The 24,980-nt window shown below is 41.3% G+C and carries 27 protein-coding genes; 19 read left to right on the plus strand and 8 right to left on the minus strand.

Annotated elements, in window-relative coordinates:
- Nucleotides 1–60 precede the first annotated feature (60 nt).
- The 3 genes from HWQ39_RS31240 to HWQ39_RS31250 all read left to right on the plus strand — a co-directional run bounded on the left by HWQ39_RS31240 (nucleotide 61) and on the right by HWQ39_RS31250 (nucleotide 2,875).
- Nucleotides 61–1,629 (plus strand): HlyD family efflux transporter periplasmic adaptor subunit, encoded by a 1,569-nt coding sequence (locus HWQ39_RS31240; protein WP_292853835.1) that lies wholly within the window; start codon nucleotides 61–63, stop codon nucleotides 1,627–1,629.
- A 137-nt stretch (nucleotides 1,630–1,766) separates the two neighbouring features.
- Nucleotides 1,767–2,264 carry a DUF427 domain-containing protein gene (locus HWQ39_RS31245; protein WP_292854020.1) on the plus strand — a complete coding sequence of 166 codons (498 nt, stop codon included), beginning with the start codon at nucleotides 1,767–1,769 and terminating at the stop codon, nucleotides 2,262–2,264.
- Between the two features lie 104 nt (nucleotides 2,265–2,368).
- The gene (locus HWQ39_RS31250; RefSeq protein WP_292853836.1) at nucleotides 2,369–2,875 is read left to right on the plus strand and encodes a GrpB family protein; all 507 of its coding nucleotides are present in this window, start codon (nucleotides 2,369–2,371) and stop codon (nucleotides 2,873–2,875) included.
- Nucleotides 2,876–2,925: 50 nt separating this feature from the next.
- Here the strand turns inward: HWQ39_RS31250 and HWQ39_RS31255 are convergent, their stop codons facing one another.
- On the minus strand, nucleotides 2,926–3,918 hold the full coding sequence (locus HWQ39_RS31255; protein WP_292853837.1) for a zinc ABC transporter substrate-binding protein: 993 nt from the start codon (nucleotides 3,916–3,918) through the stop codon (nucleotides 2,926–2,928).
- An 825-nt stretch (nucleotides 3,919–4,743) separates the two neighbouring features.
- On the opposite strand from HWQ39_RS31255, the gene HWQ39_RS31260 reads away from it, so the two are divergent.
- From HWQ39_RS31260 to HWQ39_RS31285, 6 genes are all read left to right on the plus strand, one after another.
- Entirely contained in the window at nucleotides 4,744–5,079 is a 336-nt protein-coding gene (locus HWQ39_RS31260; protein ID WP_292853838.1) for a hypothetical protein, read from the plus strand.
- A 364-nt stretch (nucleotides 5,080–5,443) separates the two neighbouring features.
- Nucleotides 5,444–5,794: a YtxH domain-containing protein gene (locus HWQ39_RS31265; protein ID WP_292853839.1), complete on the plus strand. Its 351-nt coding sequence runs from the start codon at nucleotides 5,444–5,446 to the stop codon at nucleotides 5,792–5,794.
- Between the two features lie 11 nt (nucleotides 5,795–5,805).
- The gene (locus HWQ39_RS31270) at nucleotides 5,806–6,345 is read left to right on the plus strand and encodes a DUF948 domain-containing protein (protein ID WP_292853840.1); all 540 of its coding nucleotides are present in this window, start codon (nucleotides 5,806–5,808) and stop codon (nucleotides 6,343–6,345) included.
- Nucleotides 6,346–6,595: 250 nt separating this feature from the next.
- Complete coding sequence (locus HWQ39_RS31275) at nucleotides 6,596–7,333, plus strand: TPM domain-containing protein (RefSeq protein WP_292853841.1); 738 nt, start codon at nucleotides 6,596–6,598, stop codon at nucleotides 7,331–7,333.
- 102 nt (nucleotides 7,334–7,435) lie between these two features.
- A complete protein-coding gene (locus tag HWQ39_RS31280; protein WP_292853842.1) occupies nucleotides 7,436–8,065 on the plus strand; it encodes a precorrin-8X methylmutase in 630 nt (209 codons plus the stop codon).
- A 260-nt stretch (nucleotides 8,066–8,325) separates the two neighbouring features.
- Nucleotides 8,326–9,678 (plus strand): right-handed parallel beta-helix repeat-containing protein, encoded by a 1,353-nt coding sequence (locus HWQ39_RS31285; protein WP_292853843.1) that lies wholly within the window; start codon nucleotides 8,326–8,328, stop codon nucleotides 9,676–9,678.
- Between the two features lie 76 nt (nucleotides 9,679–9,754).
- Here the strand turns inward: HWQ39_RS31285 and HWQ39_RS31290 are convergent, their stop codons facing one another.
- From HWQ39_RS31290 to HWQ39_RS31305, 4 genes are all read right to left on the minus strand, one after another.
- Nucleotides 9,755–10,438, minus strand: coding sequence for a phosphate ABC transporter permease (locus HWQ39_RS31290; RefSeq protein ID WP_292853844.1), 684 nt, complete (start codon nucleotides 10,436–10,438; stop codon nucleotides 9,755–9,757).
- 17 nt (nucleotides 10,439–10,455) lie between these two features.
- Nucleotides 10,456–11,292 (minus strand): 4-hydroxy-tetrahydrodipicolinate reductase, encoded by an 837-nt coding sequence (gene dapB, locus HWQ39_RS31295; protein ID WP_292853845.1) that lies wholly within the window; start codon nucleotides 11,290–11,292, stop codon nucleotides 10,456–10,458.
- Nucleotides 11,293–11,784: 492 nt separating this feature from the next.
- A complete protein-coding gene (gene panB, locus HWQ39_RS31300; RefSeq protein ID WP_292853846.1) occupies nucleotides 11,785–12,564 on the minus strand; it encodes a 3-methyl-2-oxobutanoate hydroxymethyltransferase in 780 nt (259 codons plus the stop codon).
- A 130-nt stretch (nucleotides 12,565–12,694) separates the two neighbouring features.
- On the minus strand, nucleotides 12,695–13,801 hold the full coding sequence (locus tag HWQ39_RS31305) for a two-component regulator propeller domain-containing protein (RefSeq protein WP_292853847.1): 1,107 nt from the start codon (nucleotides 13,799–13,801) through the stop codon (nucleotides 12,695–12,697).
- A 320-nt stretch (nucleotides 13,802–14,121) separates the two neighbouring features.
- Between HWQ39_RS31305 and HWQ39_RS31310 the strand changes: the two genes are divergently transcribed.
- The 6 genes from HWQ39_RS31310 to HWQ39_RS31335 all read left to right on the plus strand — a co-directional run bounded on the left by HWQ39_RS31310 (nucleotide 14,122) and on the right by HWQ39_RS31335 (nucleotide 18,410).
- A complete protein-coding gene (locus HWQ39_RS31310; protein WP_292853848.1) occupies nucleotides 14,122–14,295 on the plus strand; it encodes a hypothetical protein in 174 nt (57 codons plus the stop codon).
- A 285-nt stretch (nucleotides 14,296–14,580) separates the two neighbouring features.
- Entirely contained in the window at nucleotides 14,581–16,011 is a 1,431-nt protein-coding gene (locus HWQ39_RS31315) for a form I ribulose bisphosphate carboxylase large subunit (protein WP_292853849.1), read from the plus strand.
- 100 nt (nucleotides 16,012–16,111) lie between these two features.
- A complete protein-coding gene (locus HWQ39_RS31320) occupies nucleotides 16,112–16,522 on the plus strand; it encodes a chaperonin family protein RbcX (protein ID WP_292853850.1) in 411 nt (136 codons plus the stop codon).
- Between the two features lie 46 nt (nucleotides 16,523–16,568).
- Entirely contained in the window at nucleotides 16,569–16,907 is a 339-nt protein-coding gene (locus HWQ39_RS31325; RefSeq protein WP_292853851.1) for a ribulose bisphosphate carboxylase small subunit, read from the plus strand.
- Nucleotides 16,908–17,136: 229 nt separating this feature from the next.
- Entirely contained in the window at nucleotides 17,137–17,682 is a 546-nt protein-coding gene (gene psbP, locus HWQ39_RS31330) for a photosystem II reaction center PsbP (protein WP_292853852.1), read from the plus strand.
- A 131-nt stretch (nucleotides 17,683–17,813) separates the two neighbouring features.
- Nucleotides 17,814–18,410 (plus strand): nucleoside triphosphate pyrophosphatase, encoded by a 597-nt coding sequence (locus HWQ39_RS31335; protein WP_292853853.1) that lies wholly within the window; start codon nucleotides 17,814–17,816, stop codon nucleotides 18,408–18,410.
- A gap of 42 nt (nucleotides 18,411–18,452) precedes the next feature.
- Here HWQ39_RS31335 and HWQ39_RS31340 read toward each other — a convergent pair whose 3' ends face one another.
- Nucleotides 18,453–18,680, minus strand: a complete 228-nt coding sequence (locus HWQ39_RS31340) for a hypothetical protein (protein ID WP_292853854.1) — start codon at nucleotides 18,678–18,680, stop codon at nucleotides 18,453–18,455.
- 204 nt (nucleotides 18,681–18,884) lie between these two features.
- Between HWQ39_RS31340 and HWQ39_RS31345 the strand changes: the two genes are divergently transcribed.
- Nucleotides 18,885–19,622 carry a phycocyanobilin:ferredoxin oxidoreductase gene (locus HWQ39_RS31345; RefSeq protein ID WP_292853855.1) on the plus strand — a complete coding sequence of 246 codons (738 nt, stop codon included), beginning with the start codon at nucleotides 18,885–18,887 and terminating at the stop codon, nucleotides 19,620–19,622.
- A 422-nt stretch (nucleotides 19,623–20,044) separates the two neighbouring features.
- On the opposite strand, the gene HWQ39_RS31350 is transcribed toward HWQ39_RS31345, so the two are convergent.
- Complete coding sequence (locus tag HWQ39_RS31350) at nucleotides 20,045–20,221, minus strand: hypothetical protein (protein WP_292853856.1); 177 nt, start codon at nucleotides 20,219–20,221, stop codon at nucleotides 20,045–20,047.
- A gap of 374 nt (nucleotides 20,222–20,595) precedes the next feature.
- On the opposite strand from HWQ39_RS31350, the gene HWQ39_RS31355 reads away from it, so the two are divergent.
- The 3 genes from HWQ39_RS31355 to HWQ39_RS31365 all read left to right on the plus strand — a co-directional run bounded on the left by HWQ39_RS31355 (nucleotide 20,596) and on the right by HWQ39_RS31365 (nucleotide 24,059).
- Nucleotides 20,596–22,020: an HlyD family efflux transporter periplasmic adaptor subunit gene (locus HWQ39_RS31355; protein ID WP_292853857.1), complete on the plus strand. Its 1,425-nt coding sequence runs from the start codon at nucleotides 20,596–20,598 to the stop codon at nucleotides 22,018–22,020.
- Nucleotides 22,021–22,122: 102 nt separating this feature from the next.
- Nucleotides 22,123–23,277 carry an ABC transporter permease DevC gene (gene devC / locus HWQ39_RS31360; protein WP_292853858.1) on the plus strand — a complete coding sequence of 385 codons (1,155 nt, stop codon included), beginning with the start codon at nucleotides 22,123–22,125 and terminating at the stop codon, nucleotides 23,275–23,277.
- 74 nt (nucleotides 23,278–23,351) lie between these two features.
- A complete protein-coding gene (locus HWQ39_RS31365; RefSeq protein ID WP_292854021.1) occupies nucleotides 23,352–24,059 on the plus strand; it encodes a DevA family ABC transporter ATP-binding protein in 708 nt (235 codons plus the stop codon).
- 51 nt (nucleotides 24,060–24,110) lie between these two features.
- Here the strand turns inward: HWQ39_RS31365 and HWQ39_RS31370 are convergent, their stop codons facing one another.
- Nucleotides 24,111–24,932 (minus strand): hypothetical protein, encoded by an 822-nt coding sequence (locus HWQ39_RS31370; RefSeq protein ID WP_292853859.1) that lies wholly within the window; start codon nucleotides 24,930–24,932, stop codon nucleotides 24,111–24,113.
- Nucleotides 24,933–24,980 lie beyond the last annotated feature (48 nt).

The raw sequence follows: 24,980 nt of genomic DNA on the forward strand, positions 1-24,980 counted from the left end.
TGGCATCGGGAAACATTGCCCACTCTACAAAAAAGTCAAAATCCAAAATCCAAAATTGTTATGACTCAAATTAATGGGAATCACCTCAACGGCAATCAGAAAAATGGAGTGAAGCAAGATTCACAGATACTTACAAAACAACAGAAAGCTGCTCAACAGTCTTTAAATAACTCAAACAATCAGGAATTTGAGCAATCTATTGTCTTGCGCCAATCTCCAATTTGGTCGCGTACAATCATGGCTACACTTATAGGACTAGCCTGTTTTGGAATTGCTTGGACTTATTTTGCAAAAATTGAGCAAGTAGTGCCAGCAACAGGGCAATTAAAGCCGCAAGGAACAGTCAAAGAAGTTCAGGCTCCTGTTAGTGGAGTGGTGAAAACAGTTAATGTTAAAGAAGGACAAGATGTTAAGCCAGGAGATTTATTGCTAACTTTTGATTCTATCGCTTCTGTAGCCGAATTAAGTTCTTTGAGGAAAATTCGCCTTGCATTAATTAAAGAAAACCAAATTTATCGCCGATTGATGAGTGCAAGTACCGCCACCGGTTCTGAACTATTATATTTGCGCGGCAATTTGCCACAAGAAACTGCTTTTCTGTTAAAAAGCCGAGCAGCCTTAGTAGCAGAAAATGAATTATTTCGGACTCAATTAAAAAACTCTGGTCAAGATTCTAAATTAGGAATTGATGAACAACAACTTCTACGAGTTGCTAAAAAGGAATTAGACTCTCGGTCTTCTGCGGCACTATTTGAAGTAGAAAAAACCAGAAAGCAACTTACTCAAAACCAAATTAAACTGGAAGATAGCAAAGCAAGTTTAGCTATTCAACAGGGGATTTTAACGAAGCTGAAAATATTAGCAGAAGAAGGCGGTATTTCTCAACTTCAGTACCTCAACCAGCAACAAGAAGTACAAAACCGCACGGCAGAAGTAGCGCAACTAGGTGAAGAACTAAAACGCCTCCAGTTTGATATAGAAAAAGGACAACAACAAGCAAGCAATACGGTGGCTGTTTCTGATAAAAATATTTTGGATAAAATAGCTGATAACAAACAGCGTATTGCCACAATCGATAGCCAATTCATGAAAGTTTTGCTGGATAATGAGCAGCGTTTGGCAGATGTCAATAGTAAAATATCTCAATCACAATTAAACGTTAAATATCAAGAACTCCGTGCGCCTGTAGCTGGAACAGTTTTCGATTTACAAGCGAAAAATCCTGGATTTGTAGCAACTCCAACTACAAAATTGCTGCAAATTGTCCCAAATGAAAGCTATATAGCTGAAGTTTTCATAACTAACAAAGATATTGGATTTGTGCGAAAAGGCATGAAGGTAGATGTCAGAATTGACTCCTTTCCTTACAGCGAGTTTGGCGATATCAAAGGGGAAGTGATTGGCATAGGTTCAGACGCATTACCGCCAGACCAAACCCATCAGTTTTACAGATTTCCGGCAAAACTCTCATTAGATAGGCAATTTTTAGTAATTAAGGGTAAAAATGTCAACTTGCAATCAGGTATGTCCATCAGTGCCAATATAAAAGTGCGCGAAGAACGGACTGTACTTAGTTTATTCACTGAGTTATTTACCAAGCAAGTTGATGCTCTTAAAGAAGTACGATAAAGAGTGTTGAGTTAAAAGACCGCAGTGACTCCACAAGGAGAGTTGCTGCTTCACTTAGTATATAAATACTAAGTAGTTTTCCTTGCTCAATACTCACTCAGCACAGGCTAAATGCCCCGCACTCAGCACTCTTAATGATGGTTAATTCTCAACGCATCGAACCTGCTCCCGGACAAGAATCAGTTTGGGATTACCCCCGTCCTCCTCGTCTGGAGGACACAAATAAACATATCCAAATAATCTTTAATGGAATAATAATTGCAGATACTCACAATGCTAAACGTGTTTTAGAAACTAGTCATCCTCCTTCTTACTACATTCCCCCTGCGGATATCAAAATGGAATATCTACATCTGACTCCGCAATCTAGTTGTTGTGAGTGGAAGGGAAATGCTAATTACTATACAATCCGAGTTGGTGAAAAAGAAGTCCATAATGCTGGTTGGTTTTACCAAAATCCCACACCAGCCTTTGAATCTATCAAGGACTATGTAGCTTTTTACGCTCATGTCATGGATAAATGTTACGTGAATGGCGAAGAAGTGCAACCACAACCAGGTAACTTCTACGGTGGTTGGATAACCAGTGATATTGTTGGGCCATTTAAAGGCACTCCTGGTACTTGGGGATGGTGAGTCAATTTTAGATTTTAGATTTTGGATTCAATAGTAAGTGAAGCGATGTGTGATGTCTTATACATCTATCATCTCCATTTCAAAAATATTTTTGCTAAATCTTGATGAAAATAGAAGTAGTGCCGCATGATTTGAAATGGCGCAGCAAATTTGACCATGAATCAAAGCGTGTTGCGCTTATACTAGGTGAAAATGTAGTTGCTATTCATCATATTGGTAGCACAGCAATTCCACATATCTACGCGAAACCCATTATTGATTTGCTGGTTGAAGTTGAAAATATTGCCAAAGTAGATGATTGTAGTTTGGGTATGGAAGCGTTAGGTTATGAAGTAATGGGTGAGTTTGGCATACCAGGTCGCCGCTTCTTTCGTAAGAATAATACAATAGGTACAAGGACGCATCATATTCACACCTTCACGGCTAAATCATCGGAAGTAAAACGACACTTAGCATTTCGGGATTATATGATTGCACATCTCGAAGATGCACATAAATATAGTCAATTAAAACGTGAGTTAGCAAAGCAGTATCCTAAAGATATCATCGGATATATGGATGGGAAAAATGGGTTCATCAAAGAGATACAAAGTAAAGCATTGGTATGGTAGACACCTGATAAAGGAGTTTTATAGTTAGGATTACTGAATTGATGTTATAGCTATCTAGAAGGTTTCGCTTCAAACATCAAATACGTCCCTCCAAGTCCTTCCACAATTGTGCGTGTATTAGCAATCATCATTTTTTGATAAGTGTCACCGTCGCTTCCTGGTTCGCCAAGTCCCTCAGCATAAAGCTTCCTGTTAGAAATTTTCACGTCGGCTTCTGTGGCTACAGATTGAATCAAATTAGGATTAATTTCTACCTCAGCAAAAATTGTTGATACTTTAGCCCGTTTAATGTTTGTAGCCAAATTTTTGACTCGTTCGGCTGTGAGTTTTTCGTTAGTACTAATACCTTGCAATCCCCCCGCCAATGAGATACCGTATACTTTGGCATAATAACTCAGTGCATCAGAGGTTGTAACTAACTTGCGTTCTTTCGTAGGAATACTGGCAATTCTTGACTTAATCCAGCTATCTAGTTGAGTAAGTTCATTTGTGATTTTTTTAGTATTGCTAATATAAGCCTCTGCATCATTAGATTCTAATTTCCTCAGATTACTATTAATTACCTCCACCATTCTGATAGTATTTTTGGCATTGTGCCAAATATGAGGATCAGTTACACTCTTATCACCTATCTGAAATTTTTGTGGCTTAGGCACTGCCAGTTGACCGACAGCTATTTTCGGTGCAGAGTTTTTAGTTGCTTTAATTAACTTGATCAGATTTGGTTCAAAATTGTAACCAGTATAAAGAATAAGATTAGCTCGCTCAATGGCTTTACGATCTTCCGGTTTTGGTTTATAAAATTGCGGGTCGGTAGTAGGAGAAATTAAGCAGGTGAGGTTAACTGTATTCCCGGCAACCTGTCGGGTTAAGTCACACAATACACTTGTAGTTGCTACAACTTGGGGGAGGTTCTCATCTACCTGGGTGGTCGTCTGAGTAAATGCAGTTCTTGCAGCTTGATTTCCACATCCAACAAATCCAATTGTCAATGCAACAAGAATAGCTGGAAAAAAATTATTCAATGGTGATTTTTTTGACATCCTCAACTCCTACTGGATGTGTAAGAAAAATAATTATTATTCAAGTATTAGTGAAATACTAGGGAAAAGTCTTCAGGTTAAAGTTAAGGTGAGATGCAGAAGCTCTTGGCTAACAAAAGGGTAAAGCTAAGGCAAGAGGAATTATATAGACTCTTCCTTTTCCCACTTTCCCTAGTCCACACCCAGCACTTTCTGGTTGATGAACCACTAGTACTGCAAGGCGGAATCAAAATTAAAAATTCAAAACGAATACAGCGTAAGCGTTTCATTGATTTAGAATAGGTGGTTTACTTACGCCGTGTTGTACTAGTGAGGTTTTTAGAGGCAAAATATTAGTTAACTTTACGCGACAGGCTGGAAAACTGGTAGAGGTAGAAGCACAATAATAAATGCAATGCTGGGGAGCCTCCAAGGGTGTAGTTCTCTCACCGCCTTTTGAAGGGACTATGCCATTGTGCTTGTTTACCACAAAGGTCGCAAATTGACTAGGATTATCAGCTTAAGTAGTGGAATGTAGTCATGATGGGGCTTATTGAGCATACGGGTTGATTTCGCAAACCGAGTCGTGAATCTAAGGCAATTGTAGCTGTGGTTTTGCAATGTGTGGATATATCATTGTTACAAAATTGGCAAATTGGCGAGTTTTTAGCCATCAGCCTTTGTTACACTAATTTTCACCTAGTAAAGCCTTGCAATACTTTATTACTATAATCTAGGTTGTACTTTGTGCCATAATTTTTATCCTCTAGTTTCTTCATCATTAAATCAGAGCCAAATCAAATATATAGAACAATTCCTCAAAGCTAATATTGGTGAAGATAAACAATGATAATTTTAGTTATCCTAGTTAACACCCTGATTTCGGTGATACTACTCTATGTGGCTTGGCGGGTGTGTCAATTAAAGCAGCAGCTAGCATACATCGCAGATAGCTTAACCGCCTATGAAAGTTGTACCCATGCAGCACTGAACAAAGCACCCGAAAATATTTATCTCAGCCAGCAGAATATTTATAACTTACGGCAGAGAAATCAAGCGCTACAAATACAAATTCAACAAGTGCGGCAAATTATCAGTCTACTTTTGCTAGGACGGCAAATCTGGCAGCGTTATTTTCCGAAGCTAGAGTTAATATCTGGGAAAAGAACAGTTGCAAAATGAGTTATGTCAGGTTCACATGAACATTTATAATTAGGGCTGACATGGAGATCGTCTAACTTGCTTTCTGAGGGTGCAGGGGCTACCGCCCTTGATGCAGCATCTCCATTAGGAGAAGGGTACGGAACTGCGAGGGATGTGTTAATACAAAGAAACGCCCGCCAGAAGGCTTACCGGAGGTATTAAAACTTTTGGAGACATGAAAAATTTGGAATTATAAGTAATTAATGCTTTTTATATTAATTAATGAATAAAAGCAACATTTATGGCTGATATTTTGTCACGATAGATCAACTGAATAAAATCGGTGGAGTCTTACAAGGGGAGAAAACCCACCTAAAATAGGTGTAAGGAGAGAAACAATAAGATGTCTAATAACCGTTCTGGAGTATTTGTTGGCGGTTTGATGCTGGGAGCTACCATCGGTGCTTTGACTGGTGTGCTCGTGGCTCCACGCACAGGGCGCGAAACGCGGAAAATTTTGAAAAAATCTGCTAATGCTATCCCAGAATTGGCAGAAGATTTATCAACGAGTGTGCAAATCCAGGCAGATCGTCTCTCTGCTAGCGCCCTACGAAATTGGGATGAGACTTTAGATAGATTACGGGAAGCGATCGCAGCCGGTGTAGATGCCAGTCAGCAGGAAAACCAAGTCTTGAAGCGACAAACATTTGCTGAAGACTCAGATTCGCTTCCCCAGCAATTAGAACGCTCATAAATGACACAATCGTGATTGAACCCCTGTTTTGGTTGGGACTCTCTTTACTTTTAGTCGCCACAAGCTTGACTGCGGTTTTAGTGGCGGCAATACCGGCTTTGCAGGAGTTAGCACGTGCGGCTCGTAGTGCAGAAAAGCTATTTGATACCCTATCACGGGAGTTACCACCCACTCTAGAAGCTATCCGCGTGACTGGCTTAGAAATCACAGACTTAACTGATGATGTCAGTGAAGGTGTCAAAAGTGCTAGTCAAGTTGTAAAACAAGTTGACAAAAGTCTTGATAGTGCAAGAATTCAGGCTCAAAATCTGCAAGTAGGTACACGTACTATTGTTGTTGGCGTGAAAGCTGCGTGGAGAAATCTCACGCGCCAAAAACCTGCAAGACGAACAGGCGATCGCTTGCCAAGCAACGAAAAACCACCTTTAACGTTGCGAGAACGAGAAGTCCTGAGGCAAGAAAATCGTCGTAGCAAAGCAGAGGTATACCGAGTTAATGACGGTTATAACGAGGCTGCTGGCTGGGAAAACAATTTCGATGATGAAGATTAACCTTTGATTGCCTAATCTGTAAATAAAAATAAAATAATCTATTCTCCACTCCCCAAAAACCTTTTGCTTTGATCCCCTAGATTAGAGTAAAGTAAACAAGTGTAAAGAACTATCATTTTTACAGTACTCTTTTAAACAACTTGTTCACTCTACCGTTAATATTTGTATAAAAACGTCCATGCAATCTTGTTTTTGGCGACGAATTCTGATATCCATTGCAATATTTTTTCTGGCTGGGTCGATTTGGGTCATGCATTCTCCCCCAGCATTGGCTTATGACAATCCTGAGTTACTTCCTGATACCTTTACCCCAGTTGTAGACTTAGCTAAATCTCTGCCTGTGCTGCAAGAAGAAAAGCTGGTTAAAGATTTAGAGCAGTTTGAAGCCGACACAGGTTGGAAACTGCGAGTATTGACCCAGTATGACCGCACCCCAGGTCGCGCAGTTATCAAATATTGGGGTTTGGATGACAAAAGCATTCTATTAGTTGCCGATTCTCGTGGCGGTAACATCCTTAGCTTTAGTGTCGGCGATGCTGTTTATGAACTTTTACCCCGGACTTTCTGGATAGAATTGCAAACCCGCTTCGGTAACTTGTACTTTGTCCGCGAACAAGGCGAAGATCAAGCCATTCTGCAAGCCTTAGAATCAGTTAAAGGCTGTTTACTTAAGGGGGGTTGCAATGTTGTCCCCGGACTGCCGCGAGAGCAGTGGATTCTCACCTTGATTAGCTCAGTGATTGGTGGGGTGATTTGTGGATTTGCAGCTCAACCCCGTGATAAAGGCCAAGTTTTCGCTTGGCAATGGGCTTTAATTTTCTCACCTTTGTGGGGAATCTTGTTTATTGCCTTTGGCATTGGGCCAGTGGTGACACGTACAAGCGACTGGGTACCTCTAACTCGCAATATCTCCGGGTTTCTCATTGGCGTCTTGGTTGCCTACCTATCTCCTATTTTCAGTCGGTCTTCTTCCAGTAATGAGTTATGAGTGAGTACGTAGGAGTGAGTAGTTTAATTAACTTATAACTCCTAACTCTTAACTCTCTGAAGCTGATAAGCTGAAAGCTAATATTTGAGAAGCTCAACAAAAATGGAATGGCACGTAACTGATGCTCAAAGTTTAGCAATTATTGATAGTGAAATTGGCGATCATGTCTTTTCTCCCGCAGAGTATGAGATTGTGCGTCGGGTAATCTATGCCACGGCTGACTTTGAGTATAAGTCTTTGATTCGTTTCTCTGAGCGTGCCTTGCAAGCTGGAGCAGCAGCACTAGCCGCACGTACCACGATTGTGGTAGATGTGCCGATGGTACAAGTAGGTATTGCCTACGACATTCAAAACACCTTTGCTAATCCGCTGTATTGCAGTATGGAAGCTCTAACGCGTCCCCAAAAAGAAAAAACTCGCGCTGCATGGGGAATAGAAACTTTAGCAAAGCGTTATCCAGAGGGTATTTTTGTAGTGGGTCAAGCGCAAACGGCATTGACAGCATTAGTGGATTTAATTGAGGCTGAGGATATTAGACCTGCTTTAATAATTGCGACTCCAGTGGGATTTGCAAATGTTGATGAAGCTAAGGAGCGCTTACAAGACTCTCTAGTACCTCATATTACGATTGACAGTCGCAAAGGGAATGCAGTTATAGCAGCTGCGATCGTTGATGGATTGGTAGACTTGGCTTGGCAAGCCTATGGACAAGATGGAAATCAAGGGAGCTAGTACCGCAAGGCGGAATTAAAAATTAAAAATTAAAAATGAATACAGCGTAAGCGTTTCATTAATTTGGAATGGGTGGTTTATTTACGCCGTGTTGTACTAGGAAAGTTGGCTCTATTCTATTTTGTATCCAAAAGAGTATTCAAAATTACTGGATATCCTGATACTTTTATTAAGTAGTGCTAACAAAGGAGCCTTTTATCGTGGGAATTCGAGGTTTCGGTTTAAGCGCATATCTGGTAATTCCTGTAGGATTAATTCTTTTGGCTAACGCAGAAAGGATAAAAGCATCTTTAGTTGAAACCGTCCGTCAGGTATCTCTTCACCAGGATATGAGCTTATCTCGTCGTGAGCTAATCAGCACTAAAGCGACTCAGAAAACATACTATGTTAGTGGTACTGGAAACGACAAAAATAGCGGACTTTCTACTTCATCAGCCTTTAGGACAATTCAAAAAGCCGCAGACCTTACCAACCCTGGCGATACAGTTTTGATTATGAACGGAGTATATACAAATTCACCTAAAGCTGGGAGTGTAATAAGTATTAAACGTTCTGGAACTGCAAATGCCTGGATTAGGTATAAAGCATATCCTGGACATTTACCAAAAATTCAGCATAATGCCTGGAATGGTATCCTAATTTCAAATGGAGCTTCTTATATTGAGATCAATGGGTTGGAGGTCGTAGGAAACAATGCCAACATAACCCTTGATTATGCAATGAGTGAGAAAACTAACAAACTAAACCCACTGACAAGTGGAAACTGTATAAATGTGGATGGACGGAAAAATGGTCATAGTCACCATATACGTATTGTCAACAACAAAGTGCATGGGTGTGGAGGAGCAGGTATTTCAGCGATTCAATCGGACTATGTGACGATAGATAATAATGTGGTGTTCGATAATGCCTGGTACAGTGTTTATGGTTGCAGTGGCATCTCGATGTTGAGCAATTGGAATTTTGACAACAAGCAGGGATACAAGATGTTTGTTACCAACAACAGGACTTATAACAATCGTATGTACATCCCTTGGATTGCAGTTGGAAAGATTACAGACGGTAATGGCATTATTATCGATAGTACAAGAAATGACAACGACTCCAAATTAGGTGCATATAAAGGACGTACCTTAGTTAAAAATAATCTTGCATTTAACAATGGTGGATCGGGTATTCATGCTTTTTTAAGCGAGCATGTTGATATTGTAAATAACACAGCGGTTTTAAATAATCAAAGTCCAGAAATCAAAGGTGGGCAAATATTTGCTCATACTTCATCTGATGTCAGAATTTTAAATAACATTCTCTATGCTTTTCCTGGGAAGGATATTAATATCAACACTAAGAATAAAAATGTTATTTATGATTATAATATATACATCAATAGTTCTAAAGTAACTGTTAAGGGATCTCACGATATTGTTGCAAACTCACAGTTTTTAAGAAAGTATCCTACTCTAGACAAAATATCTAGGGATTGGAAATCGCGACTAGATAAACAAAATCCGCCAACGCGGTCTTATGTAGAACCTAAATCGGCAGGTTTTGTTTGTGGGACGGTAAATTATCGTTTGCAAGGGAAACTTATCAAAGTTGGATGTTCTCGTTAGCAAGAAGGCAAGAGGTACAGTTCAGGCTCATAATTAATGTAGGTCTGTACCTTACGTCTTTTTGAATACTTGTTAATCAATCTTCTACTCTACGACGCCGACGCGGCTTTTGTTGTTGGTCTTCACGCAAGCGGCGACCGACTTCGTTAAAGAAATCCCGCCGCAGATAAGGATAATCGCTAACCCATAGGTCACGATTAGGAAAGTATATATCGCTATATTCTTCAATACTGCTCAAATCTGAACGATTTGACATCACTACCATTTCTGCAATTTGACCACGAGTAATAATTTTGTGAGCAGGACGTAATGGTGCTACAAATTCAATGGTAAATCCTGTGTCATCACCAATCTCTAAATTTATCTGTTTTTCCCGATTTTCTACAATCACCAATTCGCCTTTGTTGTTGACTGTTTCGGTTTTACCTACTAACTGGTCTGTAATCCACCAATCTAGGACTCGACCACGGAAAAAGCCGCCGTACTTATAACGGCGGCATTGCAAATTCCGCATACTTGCTTGAAACACTGGATACCACAACCAAAAAAAAGTGCTAACTACCCCTAGCACAAATACTATTGAAGCAAACTCAAGCTTGAAAACGACTGTTACAAGCAAAATAACAACTACAGAAACTACAGAAATTAACAGCCGTTGCAAAAAATTTGAGAATTTCCCCCAGTAGTACTTGTACTGCAAACCAGTGGCAATTAGGGGGACAACTTGTTCAAATTTCTGGCGAGTCAGTGGTACTAACATGAGTGCTGAGAGTGTGTTTAAAGTATTTTTTCTAATCCATATACTAACGACTTTAGCGCTAAGACTTTGCGAATCGCTAGTAGCACTCCTGGCATATAACAAGCGCGATCGCTCGTATCATGTCGTAAAGTATAAATCTGTCCGGCTGCGCCAAAAATAACTTCTTGGTGGGCAATCAATCCCGGCAAGCGGACGCTATGAATTCTAATCCCTTCTTCTGCGATACTTCCCCTCGCACCTGCTAATTTTTCCGTTTCTTCTACAAGAGCAGGGTTAAAAGTTTTACCCAATTCTCCTAATAACTGCGCCGTTTGAATGGCAGTACCACTGGGAGCATCAGCTTTTTGGTTGTGATGCAGTTCGATAATTTCTACATGGTCAAAATATTTTGAGGCTGCGATCGCAGCTTGTTGCAATAACACCATACCAATGGAAAAATTAGGAATAATTAGACAACCAGTGCTAGCTTTGTCGGCAAAGTCTGCCAAGTCTTGAATTTGTGCTGAACTTAAGCCAGTGGTGCCAACTACAGGACGAATACCGTAAGCGATCGCACTGCGAATATTGTCATAAACTGAGTCAGGATGGGTAAAGTCTACAATTACCCCTGGAGGAGATTGTCTGTCGCCAGCCACATATCCCAACATCGGTTCTAATTGATTGGTAATCGGCACTTCCAGAGGTTCGCTTAAACCTGCCAATTCTCCAGCGTCTTTATCTTGATGTTCCAAACTGTGGTCAATTGCACCCACTAGGTTTAAGTCAGGCGCTTGCGCCACAGCCTTAATTACCTCACGGCCCATTTTGCCAGCAGCACCGTTGACAATAACCGGGATAGGAGCTTGATTCGTCATAGGTCGAGAAATACTTTTTGAGTCAACAAGGGAATTGTAAAGACTTTGGCGATCTAGTAGCTAGCTTCTCAAATTTTTGGCTTAATTCCACCTACTCTGAATTGTGCAGCTAATCGCTTACTTTTTCTACTCCCCAAAAGATCAGTTCTCGTTTTTATTGCACTATCTTACCCAGCACACCCGTTTTATTTGCGGATTGTACTGCGTTGATAAGTAGTCCTTATAAAATATATCAGCCTTTGTTTGTCAAGTCTAGTTGACTATTTGTAATATTGTTGTTATATTAATTTACATAACTTAGCAAAGCCCCAAAGTAAGCTGCATAGCTGAAATTGCACCTTGTCTATTGCCTATCTAGTTTTGGTTGCATTGGGTATTAACTAAGAAAAACAGACTTCGGTTTTACAATATTCCATCGACATTTGGACTTCTCCCATTTACCTCGGCTATCAAGTCGGGGTTTTTTATGTTCTCGATTAGCAGCTTATTTCTTTAACTTTTCTCAGGAAACTTCCGCTCTCGCACTTCCACAGCGTAATCTTGCACAGCTTTGGTAATCGTCTCGCGCAAATTTGTATAAACTTTGGCAAATGGTGGATGCTTTTCTGCCAGTCCAAGGACATCTGAAGTAACTAAAACTTGTCCATCACAGTGAATTCCCGCACCGATACCAATTGTGGGAATACTCAATTTTTGGGAAATCTGCATTGCCAAATCTGCGGGTATATGCTCTAACACGAGAGAAAATACACCTGCTTGTTCGAGAGCGATCGCTTCTTGTAAAATCTTCTCACTGGCTTCTTGCGTCTTTCCTTGTTGTCGCAAACCCAGTTGATGTATTGATTGCGGTGTCAAACCCACATGACCCATGACTGGGATTCCGGCTTGTACTAAACGAGCCACAGTTTCGGCCATTGCTGGATAGCCACCTTCTAACTTTACCGCTTGAGCGCCTGTTTCCTTTAATACCCGCCCAGCTGAGTGCATCGCTTGTTGGAGACTTTCTTGATACGTCAGAAATGGTAAATCTACAACTACTAATGCCCGCTTAACCCCACGGCGCACAGATTTGGCATGATAGATAATTTCATCTAAAGTTATCGGCAGTGTTGTTTCATACCCTAGAACTACTGCCATAGAGTCACCCACAAGGATTAAGTCTATACCAGCTGCGTCGAGGAGTTGAGCGATCGCATAATCCCAGGCGGTCAACGCCACAATTGAACGTCCTTGTTGTTTCCATTGAATTAATTGCTGGGTAGTGATTGCCATATTTTTAGTGCTGAGTGCTGAGTGCTGTTAGCGGAAGCGGGGCGTTTAGCCCGTGCTGAGTTAGGAATGAGGAGTTTTCAATTTCAAAAATTCTTTAACTTATAACTCCTAACTCATAACTCTTAACTAATCATTTAACGGCGCGACTGAAAGCAATATGGGGTTTTGCACTGTCCGTTTTGGGCATTAACCAAGCTAGACCTTCACTAGTACCTATCCATAATTTATTAGCGATGTCAGGTGCAAGGGTAAGAACCCGACTAGAAGGAAGTCCAGCAACTTCTGCATCTAACACAGCTCCCGTATTTGGATTTAATCGTAACAAACCATTACTAGTCCCTACCCAGAGACTACCATCTTTAGCAAAACGTACAGCTTTCACGTCACGCCCACGTAAGCGAGTTACAGACCGCAACACTGCGCCAGTTTTTGGGTTAATAACTAGCAAATTATTCGCCATTCCTGCCCAAATTAACCCTTCTGGACTGATAGCTAAAGCTTGTACGGTTGTCCCTGGTAAATCGGCTATTCGCTTCATAACCCTTGCACTAGCAGTATTTACCCGCACCAATCCATCAAGAGTGCCAACCCACAGTTGACCTTCAGCATCTAAAGTCAGGGCGTTGGCGCTGACACCAGGCAGATTTTTTAATGTTGTCATAATCAAGCCTTGGTCGGGACTAATTAGAGCTAAACCGCTATCAGTTCCAGTCCACAAATAACCCCGCTTGTCAAGTAACAGTGACAACACGCGTTTAGAAGGCAAAAATAAATTCTGCGCGGTGATTTCGCTAGTGCGGGGGTCTACTCGGATTAATCCTTCATAACTTCCCACCCACAAACGTCCTACTTTATCTTGGGCTAAAGCACCAATAGCAACATTTGGTAAGCTAACACGAGAAATAATCTTGCCAGTTTTAGGATCAATCCGCGATAGTCCGCGCCAAGAACCTACCCAAAGATTACCTGTAACATCTTGCAGCAAATTACCGACTCGATAATCTGTTTCTGGCGAATGTTCTTGCACTCCTCGCTCATCGGGTAAGGGTTCTACTCGCGGAGGCGGTGCAGAAGGTGGATAAGCGGGGGCTACATCAGATGAATTAACGTCAGGGGTTTTTTGTGCCCATCCCATACTTGGTAAAGCGATCAACCCCAGCAGGATAGAAGTAATCAATAAACTAGTACGCTTGCAAAACAATACCACGGTGACATTCCCTTTGGAGACAGTATCCATAGCCGTTACCGAAACTGGCTTTGGGTTAATTCCAGTGTTCCCCTAGCTAGGATTTTTTAAACATTGGGTATTGGGCATTGGGCATTGGGTAATAAGAAAGTATTCCTAAATATTTATTTCCCAGTCCTCAAATACTACTTATGACACTTTGTAAAGCATTTGTAACAAAAAGTTTAAATCTTTATGTAATAACAAAATTAAATAGATAAGTTAAAAACTTTCAAAGAATAACTTATCGAATTCTTGATATATTGTGAGACAAGTTACAAATTACGTGGCGTGCAATTTTTTTATCTTTCGCTCACCACTTTGCTAAATCTGTGTCAAGTAAATTCTTTTCTGGTATCTTTTCCATCAAGGAAGAAGATATAGGGAGTTTAAAAGCGGGAATGTGTGCCAGCCAAGCCCAATCCCCTGAATATCCCGATTTATGGGGTAATTATCTAAATCAAGCCGCAAAAAGCGGAAGTTTTGGTGAAATTGAGAAGGTTTAGTTGGGTGCAAAGAAGAGGTAAAAAAGAATTTTGATTTTTAGCAAGAGGGAACAGTAGAAGCGGTAGGTCGTGTACTCCTAGAAGGGGAAAACACTGGTGAGGAGGGCTACCACCGCTACCAAAGTGTCCGCCGCAAAAAACTGCTAACCTTTGCCAAAGAAAACTCCTAACAAAAATTTTCCCTATCTTCCCTTCGCTCAAGGGGGGGAAAGAGCGCGGTGAGGGAAAGTTGCACGAAACGTGGTTTGATAATTAACAAGAGTGATTTCAGGGAAGGATAAAATTATGTCTTACGCTCAAACGAAGACTCAGAGCAAATCTGGGTATCAAGCCGGGGTTAAAGATTACAGATTAACTTATTACACACCCGATTACACACCAAAAGATACCGATCTTCTAGCTGCGTTCCGCATGACACCTCAGCCTGGTGTTCCTCCCGAAGAAGCAGGTGCGGCTGTAGCGGCTGAATCTTCCACAGGTACTTGGACAACTGTGTGGACAGATTTGCTCACCGACCTCGATCGCTACAAAGGTCGTTGCTATGACATCGAACCAGTTCCCGGCGAAGACAACCAATATATTGCCTACGTTGCCTATCCTTTGGACTTGTTTGAAGAAGGCTCTGTAACCAACGTATTGACCTCAATCGTCGGTAACGTATTTGGTTTCAAAGCTCTGCGTGCATTACGTCTAGAAGATATCCGCTTTCCAGTAGCTTATATCAAGACCTTCCAAGGGCCTCCTCACGGTATCCAAGTTGAGCGCGACAAGTTAAACAAATACGGTCGTCCTTTACTGGGTTGTACCATTAAGCCCAAATTGGGTCTTTCCGCTAAGAACTACGGACGCGCTGTATACGAGTGCTTGCGCGGTGGTTTGGACTTCACCAAAGACGACGAAAACATCAACTCCGCACCATTCCAAAGATGGCGCGATCGCTTCTTGTTCGTTTCTGAAGCTATCAACAAAGCCCAAGCAGAAACCGGTGAAATCAAAGGTCACTACCTAAACGTCACCGCCCCCACCTGTGAAGAAATGCTGAAGCGGGCTGAGTACGCTAAAGAACTCAAACAGCCCATTATCATGCACGATTACCTGACCGCAGGTTTCACCGCTAACACCACATTGGCTCGTTGGTGCCGCGATAACGGTATCTTGTTGCACATTCACCGTGCGATGCACGCTGTAATCGACCGTCAAAAGAACCACGGTATCCACTTCCGTGTATTGGCTAAAGCTCTACGTTTGTCTGGTGGCGACCACATCCACACCGGCACCGTAGTTGGTAAGTTGGAAGGTGAGCGCGGCATCACAATGGGCTTCGTTGACCTGTTGCGTGAAAACTACATTGAGCAAGACAAGTCTCGTGGTATTTACTTTACCCAAGACTGGGCTTCTCTACCTGGTGTAATGGCAGTTGCTTCTGGTGGTATCCACGTATGGCACATGCCCGCGCTAGTAGAAATCTTTGGTGATGACTCCGTACTACAATTCGGTGGTGGTACTCTGGGACATCCTTGGGGTAACGCTCCTGGGGCAACCGCTAACCGTGTCGCCTTGGAAGCCGTTGTTCAAGCTCGTAACGAAGGCCGCAACTTGGCTCGTGAAGGTAACGATATCATCCGCGAAGCTGCCAAGTGGTCTCCTGAACTGGCTGTTGCTTGCGAACTGTGGAAAGAAATCAAGTTCGAGTTTGAAGCAATGGATACCGTCTGATCTGAGTTAACAGTTAAGAGTTAAGAGTTAAGAGTTAGGATTTGCATTAATTCATAACTCATAACTCATAATTCATAACTCTTCAGGGCTGGGGTCAAGCATGAATCTTAAGCAAATTGCGAAGGACACAGCCAAAACTCTCCAAAGCTATCTGACTTATCAGGCTCTAAGGACAGTATTGGCACAGCTAGGCGAAACTAATCCGCCATTAGAACTTTGGTTGCATAACTTTTCGTCTGGCAAAATTCAAAATGGTGAGTCATTCATTGAGCAACTGTTGAGAGAAAAACCAGATTTGGCTTTGCGAATCATGACTGTCAGAGAACACATTGCCGAAGAAATTGCAGAATTTTTACCGGAAATGGTTCGCACCGGCATTCAGCAAGGCAATATGGAGCAACGTCGCCAGCATTTAGAACGCATCACACAAGTAGTAGATACATCTAACCCCAGTCTGCAACCAGAACAGCAAGCAACTTCAGATCCGAATTTGGATAACTTATCCAATTAGTTCGCTCAACCTAGTAGTAAAAAATCGCAACCCATTATCAAAAGCTATGCAAACTTTACCAAAAGAGCGTCGTTACGAAACCCTTTCTTATCTGCCACCCCTGACTGACGCTCAAATTGCCAAGCAGATTCAGTACATTTTGAATCAAGGTTACATTCCAGCGATCGAGTTCAACGAAACTTCTGAGCCAACAGAATTATATTGGACATTGTGGAAACTACCTTTGTTCGGTGCTAAATCTACTCAAGAAGTATTGAGCGAAGTTCAAGGATGCCGTTCTCAATTCAACACCAGCTATATCCGTGTTGTGGGTTTTGACAACATCAAGCAGTGCCAAATTCTCAGCTTTATTGTTCACAAACCCAACAAAGCCAACAGATACTAAGTCTAGTTAGTTGGAATTAATTATGGGATAGTCGAGGCAATTTGTCTTATCCCTGTATAGGAGAGGTAGAATTATCTGCCTCTCCTTTTTTATAATTAGGCGTTAGGGAACATAAGCATTTATACTTCACTATTTAATACATTATCCGAAGCGTACCGCTTGGTGGGAGAATAAAGACGAGAAATGATGCAAGCCTTGTGTTATCTCCAGCCCAAAGGAATCTGTATAAATGTGGAAACGAATTGTATTAATTTTGCTGTTGGTGTTGAGCTTCAGTCTGAGTAATTCTGATGTGGCGGCTGCATCTGGACTCAAAAGCTTTGTAGACACTAGTGATGGCTATCAGTTTTTATATCCTAACGGCTGGCTACCAGTTAAAGTTGCTAATGGGCCAGATGTGGTTTTCCACGATTTGATTGAGGTGTCTGAAAACGTTTCAGTTGTGATTAGCCCAGTTCCAGAAGGCAAAACCTTATCAGAATTGGGAACCCCAACAGAAGTAGGATACAAATTAGGAAAAGCGGCTCTCGCGCCTCCTGACTCTGGTCGTTCGGCTGAATTAGTCAATGCCGCGCAGCGAGAAGTAGACGGTAAAACATACTACCTTTTGGAGTATGAGGTTAAACTCCCCAATCAACAAGAACGTCACAACATCGCTAGTGTTGCTGTGAGTCGTGGTAAACTTTTTACCTTCAACGCCTCAATTCCTGAAAAACGCTGGCAGAAAGTTAAACGGATGATTGATGAGGTTGTTAATTCTTTTTCTGTTTATTAATTGGGGAGTGGCAAGTAAGAATTTTAGATTTTAGATTTTAGATTTTAGATTGGAATTTAATCCAAAATTTAAAATTCAAAATCCAAAATTGAATCGCCCAATGCCTAATTAACAAATTTTTCTAAAATCTCATGAAAATTCCACCTTTTGTACTTGCCTCAGCTTCCCCAGCCCGACGCCGCTTGCTGCAAACTGTTGGTATTGAGCCGATAGTTCAAGCAAGTGACTTTGATGAGTCGCAAATTGAACTAAGTGAACCAGCAGAATTGGTCAAAACTCTTGCCCAGTATAAAGCGGAAACTGTAGCCCCACAGTTTGAATCAGCTTTGATTATGGGTTGTGATTCAGTTTTGTCCATGAATGGTGAAATTTATGGCAAACCAGCAGATATCTCTGAAGCGATCGCACGTTGGCAGATAATGCAAGGTAACTTTGGTGATTTGTACACAGGTCACGCCTTAATTGACCCTGACCAAAACCGTACTTTAGTCAAGTCTCAAGTTACAAGAGTTTACTTTGCTCCAATGAGCGAAAAGGCAATTAAAGCTTATGTTGCCACAGGTGAACCCCTCAAGTGTGCGGGTGCCTTTGCTATTGAGGGTTTTGGTAGTTTCTTCGTAGAAAAAATTGAAGGCTGTCACAGCAATGTAATTGGACTCAGTTTACCCCTGCTGCGGCAGATGCTAAGTGAATTGGGATACGATGTCACTGATTTCTGGCAGCAATAGTCCCTTGTCTAAAGTTATTAACCAATGACCAATGACCAATGACTAATAACTAAATTGCCTAATATTGATTATTGCCTCTCCATGATCGGGAATCCAGGCTAGCCACTCATCAGCTGAAACCGGACATAATAAAAGTGCTTCGTCAAAACTAAAGGGATTGGGAAGTTGCAAAAGGTTTACCCAAGTAGAAGCTCTGAACCTCTGTAAGCCTTCCAGGTTGTGCCTTCTTGCTTGCACAGCAAAATCTGGTCTATGAGAATCTAATTTCATAGCTTTCTCTTAACCTTCATAAATAATGGGCTAATCTAAAATTATTTCTGTAACCTAGACTACAAAATAAATAATCCTTGTGAAAAGTATCTGTCTTATAAATTTACGTTGGCTGCGTGTAAGTGTTTGCTTATATTGCAGACCATAACAGGTATGGCACGACAGGTTGTAGACTGGCCATTAGATCGCATTCCCAACTAGCTTATGTCATTTACTTCTATGCCCTCGCTGCGTGAGCAACAACATCCCCTAATTCGTCAGCTAGCTGATTGTATTGAGGCAGCTTGGCATCAGCACCTGGATTTATCGCCCTACCATTTGCCTGATGAGTTGGGGTATGTAGAAGGTAGACTAGAAGGCGAAAAACTGACGATTGAAAACCGCTGCTATCAAACGCCCCAGTTTCGGAAAATGCACTTGGAACTGGCGAAAATCGGCAATATGCTGGATATTTTGCACTGCGTCATGTTTCCCCGTCCAGAATATAACCTGCCGATGTTTGGTTGCGATTTAGTTGGGGGTAGAGGTCAAATTAGTGCTGCGATCGCAGACCTTTCTCCGATTCAAGTAGAGCGTACCTTACCAGAATCTTATACTTCTGCACTGACACAGCTAACAGTCCTTAACTTTTCCCAACCCCGTGAATTACCAGAATGGGGAAATATTTTTTCAGATTTTTGTATCTTTGTGCGCCCCAGTTCTCCTGAAGAAGAAGCAATGTTTCTCTCACGGGTGCGAGAATTTTTAGACATTCATTGCATCCAAGCGATCGCCTCACATCCTGTTTCAGTTGAACAAGTCACCCAAAATCTTGCCGGACAACACAACTATTGCACCAAACAGCAGCAAAACGATAAAACCCGCCGCGTATTAGAAAAAGCCTTTGGCCCAGCTTGGGCAGAAAATTATATGACCACAGTTTTATTCGATCTCCCAACTTAATCATCCCTCCATCTCCCTTATCTGTAGGTTCTGTTACGTTTTCAGGTAACGGATAAATGTAGAATTCATTCAACGAGAGTTTAATGGAGTCCCAAAACAGCAGCAGGAAGAGTAGTAAGGTCTTTGAAGCAAATATCACAAAATGGTTTGTTGTCTTGGGAGGTGCAAGCAACTAGCCCTGCTAAATCATTGACCAGAAAGTTAAGGAAACTCTAATGTTAAGAATGCTCAAGTTGACAGATATTTTTTAGTTAGTTAATCGTTGATTCACTTAAGGAAGACTAACTTTTGTAACAAGATTGTACCCAACAAAGGCAACAGTCTATTTTGATGTTTCTTTTCAATTTTGTGAGTAACTATAGCTGTAGTGAATGTAGCAGTAAAGTCAATAAGGTTCGGATAAGGTTTTTTGATGACACGCCCTAGATCGCAAAGACGCGATAAATCTCCGTCTTTACAATAATCAGTCCTTTGTAGAGACGGCGATTTATCGCGTCTCTTGCCTTAACCGAATCGTATTGGCAGTAAAGTACCGCATCATACCAATTTAGGATTTTGTGTAGAGACGTAATATATCGCATCTCTACATCTAGATTCATACTGCTTGTGAATTCTGCTAGCTCCCATTGCACTCATGTCTCAATCATACTCAGAGTTATTGAATAGCCAGCTATTGTAGCACTTCTGGGTTTCAATACAGACCTAACTCGCTAACCCCCTTCCCGACACAGAAAGGGGGAAAATTTAAAGTCTCTGTTTTTAGGAGAGAGATTTAGAAAGAGGTCAAAGTGTACCGCATACAAATAAACACCATTTTGCAAAGCCATAGTGTTGAGTGTTCATCACACAATGGATTTTTAAACCATACCCAGCTTTAAACCACCGTTGCTTGTCCTAACAGGACTGGCTGTTGATTAAAAACCCTTTTATTTTTACTTCCATCAGCACAATTCAGGTAAATGGGCAACATATTATGTCAAGGGTGACTGAAAAGCCAAAGCCAAGTGAGCAGACGCTTAATAGTGAACAACCAAAGATTTGGTGGGGTATTGCTGTAGCTGTACCAGTAGTAATTGCTGCTGGCATACTAGGCACAGCTAAAATCGAGCAGCTGAGAAAACTAACTACATCTGCACCCGTAATGCCATCTAGCAATAGCATTAGTGCTGTAGGGCGTTTGGAACCGCGAGGCGAAGTTGTTAAATTGTCCGCCCCATCATCAGGATTAGCGCCATCATCACGAATTCAGCAGCTTTTGGTGAGAGAGGGTGAAAAGGTAAGGCAAGGTCAAATTGTGGCAATTTTGGACAACCGCGATACCCAAATAGCCGGACTACAAGAGGCAAAAGCGAAAGTGCAAGAAGCCCGTGCGAATTTAGCGCAAGTCAGGGCTGGATCTCCAAGAGATATTCAAGCTCAAAGAGCAGTTATTGCTCGCCTACAAGCGCAATTACTTGGAGAAAGAGATGGTCAACAAGCAACGATCGCGCGGATTGCAGCCCAGTTCAGTGGAGATAAGCTTGTCCAACAAGCAACAGTAAATCGCCTAGAAGCAGAACTCAGTGGGCAAAGAGAAGCCCTGAGAGCAACACTTACACGTATTAAAGCCCAACAGCGCAATGCCCAAGTCGATGCTGGACGCTATGATTTTTTATACAAAGAAGGTGCAATTTCTCAGCAAGAGCGGGATAGTAGACGCTTGAGTGCAATAACTTCTAATCAACAGGTGGCTGAAAGCCAAGCTACCCTAAAGCAAACATTGGCAACTATACGACAGCAACTTGCTGAGGCGAGAGCGAATCAAATCCAAAATTCAGCAACTTTGCAACAGCAACTCATCGAAGCCAAAGTTAACCGTGACAAAACTTTAGCAACTTTGCAAAGACAAATCGATGAAGAGAAGGCCAAACTGAGCAGAATTTTAGATGTTAGTCCTACCGATGTGCAAGTAGCGCAGGCTCAAGTTAGTAATGCGATCGCAAATGTCAGAAAAGCCGAAGCAGAACTGAGATTGAGCTACGTTCAAGCACCAATCGCTGGAGAGATTTTAAAGGTTTACACCAAATCGGGTGAAGCAATTGGCGCAAATGGCATTGCTGAACTTGGCCAAACCAACCAAATGTTCGTAATTGCTGAAGTCGCCGAAGACAGCATTGGTAAAGTGCGTCTTGGTCAAAATGCTACTATCACCAGTGATAACGGCGCATTTAGCGGCGAATTAAAAGGAACAGTCACAGAAATCGGCAGAAAAATTGGTAAAAAAGATGTGCTGAATACAGATCCAGCAGCAGATGTGGATGCCAGAGTTGTAGAAGTTAAAATTGCTCTGTCTCCAGAAGATAGCCAGAAAGTTTCTGGTTTAACTTACGCCAAAGTTGTTGTCGATATTAATAACTAATTAAGTTATAAGCGAGCAGTAATACAAATTTACGATTTGATATTTTGGATTGAGAATGTTCTTAATTACGAATTATCTTAACTGTGCTTGGATGCCTATAAAATGAATCAAAAAATCCCTCTTTCCTGGCTACAACTGACGAGAGAAAAAACTCGCCTTGCTGTGGCTTTAGCAGGAATTGCTTTTGCTGATATTTTGATGTTTATGCAACTCGGCTTCCGGGATGCTCTATATTATAGTAACGTTCGATTCCATAACAGCTTGCAAGGTGATATTGTTTTAATTAACAGTCAATCTAACGCTATATTGGCAATGAGAAGCTTCTCTCAACGACGGTTATATAAAGCTTTAGAGTTACCCGCAGTTCAATCGGTACATCCGATATATTTAGACTTTACAATTTGGAAAAATCCTGTAACAGGCCGTCCTCGTAGCATTCTGATATTTGGAATGAACCCAGAAACTAACCTAGTTAACTTACCTGGAGTTCAGGAAAATTTAGATAAACTTAAACTACCTGATGTAGTTCTATTTGACCGTTCTTCTAGGGTAGAGTATGGGCCCATTGCTGCCAATTACGATCAAGGAAAGACTGTAACAGCAGAAGTGCGGAGGCGGCGAATTAAAGTAGAAGGGCTATTTACATTAGGTGCATCATTTGGCGCAGATGGAAATTTAATTACGAGTGATATTAACTTTTTGCGGATATTTAGCAATCGTCAAAAAGGATTAATTGATATTGGGCTAATTAGATTAAAACCGGGAGCGGATGCTAATGTTGTCGCTCAAGAATTACGAAAGTATTTACCTAATGAAGTAAATGTTTTAACTAAACAAGAATTTATTGCTTTTGAGCGGAGTTACTGGGCAAATAGTACAGCTATTGGGTTTATTTTCACATTAGGGACTGTCATGGGTTTCATTGTCGGGACTGTGATTGTTTATCAAATTCTTTATACAGAAGTTGCAGACCACTTAGCTGAATATGCTACTCTTAAAGCAATAGGTTATACACAAAATTATTTATTGACAGTCATCCTTCAAGAAGCTTTACTATTAGCAGTTTTAGGATATTGCCCTGGAATAGTTTTTGCCTTATTTATGTATAACAGTGCCAGAAATGCAACACTTTTACCAGTTTTCATGAGTTTTGATCGAGCGGTAATGGTATTGATTTTGACTATGCTAATGTGCATTATTTCGGGTGCGATCGCAGTTAGAAAATTAAATGCTGCCGATCCAGCAGATATATTTTAATTAATAGAAATCATTTTCTGACAGACACTAAAATTAAATCTCAAAAATGCTAACTTATAGCTAACACAATTATGATGAAACAAGAACCTGTAATTGCCATTAAAAACCTCAATCACTACTATGGCAAAGGCGCACTGAAAAAACAGATATTATTTGACATCAACCTAGAAATTTATCCGGGTGAAATTGTAATTATGACCGGGCCATCAGGTTCGGGTAAAACAACATTACTGAGCTTAATTGGTGGTTTGAGGTCGGTACAAGAGGGAAGCTTAAAATTTTTAGGTGAAGAACTTGTTGGCGTCAGTCAAAACAAACTGGTGCAGATGCGACGCAACATTGGTTATATTTTCCAGGCTCATAATTTGCTAGGGTTCTTGACAGCAAAGCAAAATGTGCAAATGGCGGTAGAATTAAACGATAATATTTCTCAAGCAGAAGCAGTGGCTAAATCAAAAGCCATGCTGGGGTCAGTTGGTCTAGAAGAACGAGTTGATTACTACCCAGACAATCTTTCTGGTGGACAAAAACAAAGAATTGCGATCGCCCGCGCCCTAGTGAATCGTCCCCCCCTAGTGCTAGCAGACGAACCAACAGCCGCATTAGACAAACAATCAGGACGCGATGTCGTAGAAATAATGCAGAGTCTAGCCAAAAATCAGGGAACGACTATCTTATTAGTGACACACGACAACCGCATTTTAGACATAGCCGATCGCATCGTAGAAATGGAAGATGGTCTTTTAACCCGCAATTCCCCAAATGCAGCCATTCAGTCATGATTTTAGTCATTTGTCCTTTGTAAATGACCAATGACCAATAACAGCCATAATTTATTGTCTAGCCGAGCCTGATTTTTTAATTCCAGGTGACTTTGGCGGAGTTGGGGTATTTGGTTGGCGATTAGTACGGAAAGTTACATTTACGCCTTCATTCGATTGTTCTAGCACTAGTAAAGGCGTAGGTTTAGCCTTTTGATCCCAATGCATAGTAGCAATTCGACCTTGAATTATTGGTTGCCAACTATCTTCGTCTTCTATAGGGCTTAAATAAGTTTCTATACAATCAATAATTTGACTAATAGTCGCAGAAGTTGCTTGCGTCGGTAATTTCATTAACCGGATTTGAATTCGAAACAGCACCCGTTTAGCAGAATTCCCTGGACTACCAGTTTCATACTCTACATCAAAAAGTTCATCTACTTGCCGTCCAGCGCTATTAGCAATTCCGACCGATCCAAGTTGGGCTTGATTTGGACGTAGGGCTTGAGAAATCTTTTCTTTGATCTGAATCTTTACTTGGTTCAGAATTGCAAAATGAAACACCTCCTCTGACATCCGCATTCGCAGATAATCTAGGTTAAAGTCTCGTGAGTTTACCAAATCGGGATTAGTTTCCATTTTGCGAATGGTTTCCAGCGCCAGCTTAAACTTTTTCTCTAGTTCTCGCGCGCGGAATTGTTCAAACTTGAGTTTTTTCTCCAGCTGATCCTTCTGGAGCTTACTATACACAATCAAAGCAATCACCGCTAAAGCCAGTCCTCCAGAAGTTACCAACAGTAATGGTGGTATTTGAGGATTACTTGCTGGCACTTCCTGGGATGCCTTTTTAGTCTTTGTCCCGGAGGATTGGGCAAGAAACATCGAAGTGGACATGGTTGGAAACTGAAAAACTTGACTCCTGATGTTTAGGATGCCCAAAAA

The sequence above is a fragment of the Nostoc sp. NMS8 genome, assembly GCF_017115045.1.
Classification (GTDB): domain Bacteria; phylum Cyanobacteriota; class Cyanobacteriia; order Cyanobacteriales; family Nostocaceae; genus Nostoc.

Coding starts and splice junctions, on each gene's coding strand:
- devC (WP_292853858.1), top strand. CDS start 22,123: ATGAATCAAAAAATCCCTCTTTCCTGGCTACAACTGACGAGAGAAAAA.
- HWQ39_RS31340 (WP_292853854.1), bottom strand. CDS start 18,680: ATGAAATTAGATTCTCATAGACCAGATTTTGCTGTGCAAGCAAGAAGG.
- HWQ39_RS31305 (WP_292853847.1), bottom strand. CDS start 13,801: ATGGATACTGTCTCCAAAGGGAATGTCACCGTGGTATTGTTTTGCAAG.
- HWQ39_RS31325 (WP_292853851.1), top strand. CDS start 16,569: ATGCAAACTTTACCAAAAGAGCGTCGTTACGAAACCCTTTCTTATCTG.
- HWQ39_RS31365 (WP_292854021.1), top strand. CDS start 23,352: ATGAAACAAGAACCTGTAATTGCCATTAAAAACCTCAATCACTACTAT.
- HWQ39_RS31290 (WP_292853844.1), bottom strand. CDS start 10,438: ATGTTAGTACCACTGACTCGCCAGAAATTTGAACAAGTTGTCCCCCTA.
- HWQ39_RS31250 (WP_292853836.1), top strand. CDS start 2,369: ATGAAAATAGAAGTAGTGCCGCATGATTTGAAATGGCGCAGCAAATTT.
- HWQ39_RS31255 (WP_292853837.1), bottom strand. CDS start 3,918: ATGTCAAAAAAATCACCATTGAATAATTTTTTTCCAGCTATTCTTGTT.
- HWQ39_RS31240 (WP_292853835.1), top strand. CDS start 61: ATGACTCAAATTAATGGGAATCACCTCAACGGCAATCAGAAAAATGGA.
- HWQ39_RS31315 (WP_292853849.1), top strand. CDS start 14,581: ATGTCTTACGCTCAAACGAAGACTCAGAGCAAATCTGGGTATCAAGCC.
- panB (WP_292853846.1), bottom strand. CDS start 12,564: ATGGCAATCACTACCCAGCAATTAATTCAATGGAAACAACAAGGACGT.
- psbP (WP_292853852.1), top strand. CDS start 17,137: ATGTGGAAACGAATTGTATTAATTTTGCTGTTGGTGTTGAGCTTCAGT.
- dapB (WP_292853845.1), bottom strand. CDS start 11,292: ATGACGAATCAAGCTCCTATCCCGGTTATTGTCAACGGTGCTGCTGGC.
- HWQ39_RS31350 (WP_292853856.1), bottom strand. CDS start 20,221: ATGAATCTAGATGTAGAGATGCGATATATTACGTCTCTACACAAAATC.
- HWQ39_RS31280 (WP_292853842.1), top strand. CDS start 7,436: ATGGAATGGCACGTAACTGATGCTCAAAGTTTAGCAATTATTGATAGT.
- HWQ39_RS31260 (WP_292853838.1), top strand. CDS start 4,744: ATGATAATTTTAGTTATCCTAGTTAACACCCTGATTTCGGTGATACTA.
- HWQ39_RS31245 (WP_292854020.1), top strand. CDS start 1,767: ATGGTTAATTCTCAACGCATCGAACCTGCTCCCGGACAAGAATCAGTT.
- HWQ39_RS31370 (WP_292853859.1), bottom strand. CDS start 24,932: ATGTCCACTTCGATGTTTCTTGCCCAATCCTCCGGGACAAAGACTAAA.
- HWQ39_RS31320 (WP_292853850.1), top strand. CDS start 16,112: ATGAATCTTAAGCAAATTGCGAAGGACACAGCCAAAACTCTCCAAAGC.
- HWQ39_RS31335 (WP_292853853.1), top strand. CDS start 17,814: ATGAAAATTCCACCTTTTGTACTTGCCTCAGCTTCCCCAGCCCGACGC.
- HWQ39_RS31265 (WP_292853839.1), top strand. CDS start 5,444: ATGTCTAATAACCGTTCTGGAGTATTTGTTGGCGGTTTGATGCTGGGA.
- HWQ39_RS31275 (WP_292853841.1), top strand. CDS start 6,596: ATGCATTCTCCCCCAGCATTGGCTTATGACAATCCTGAGTTACTTCCT.
- HWQ39_RS31355 (WP_292853857.1), top strand. CDS start 20,596: ATGTCAAGGGTGACTGAAAAGCCAAAGCCAAGTGAGCAGACGCTTAAT.
- HWQ39_RS31345 (WP_292853855.1), top strand. CDS start 18,885: ATGTCATTTACTTCTATGCCCTCGCTGCGTGAGCAACAACATCCCCTA.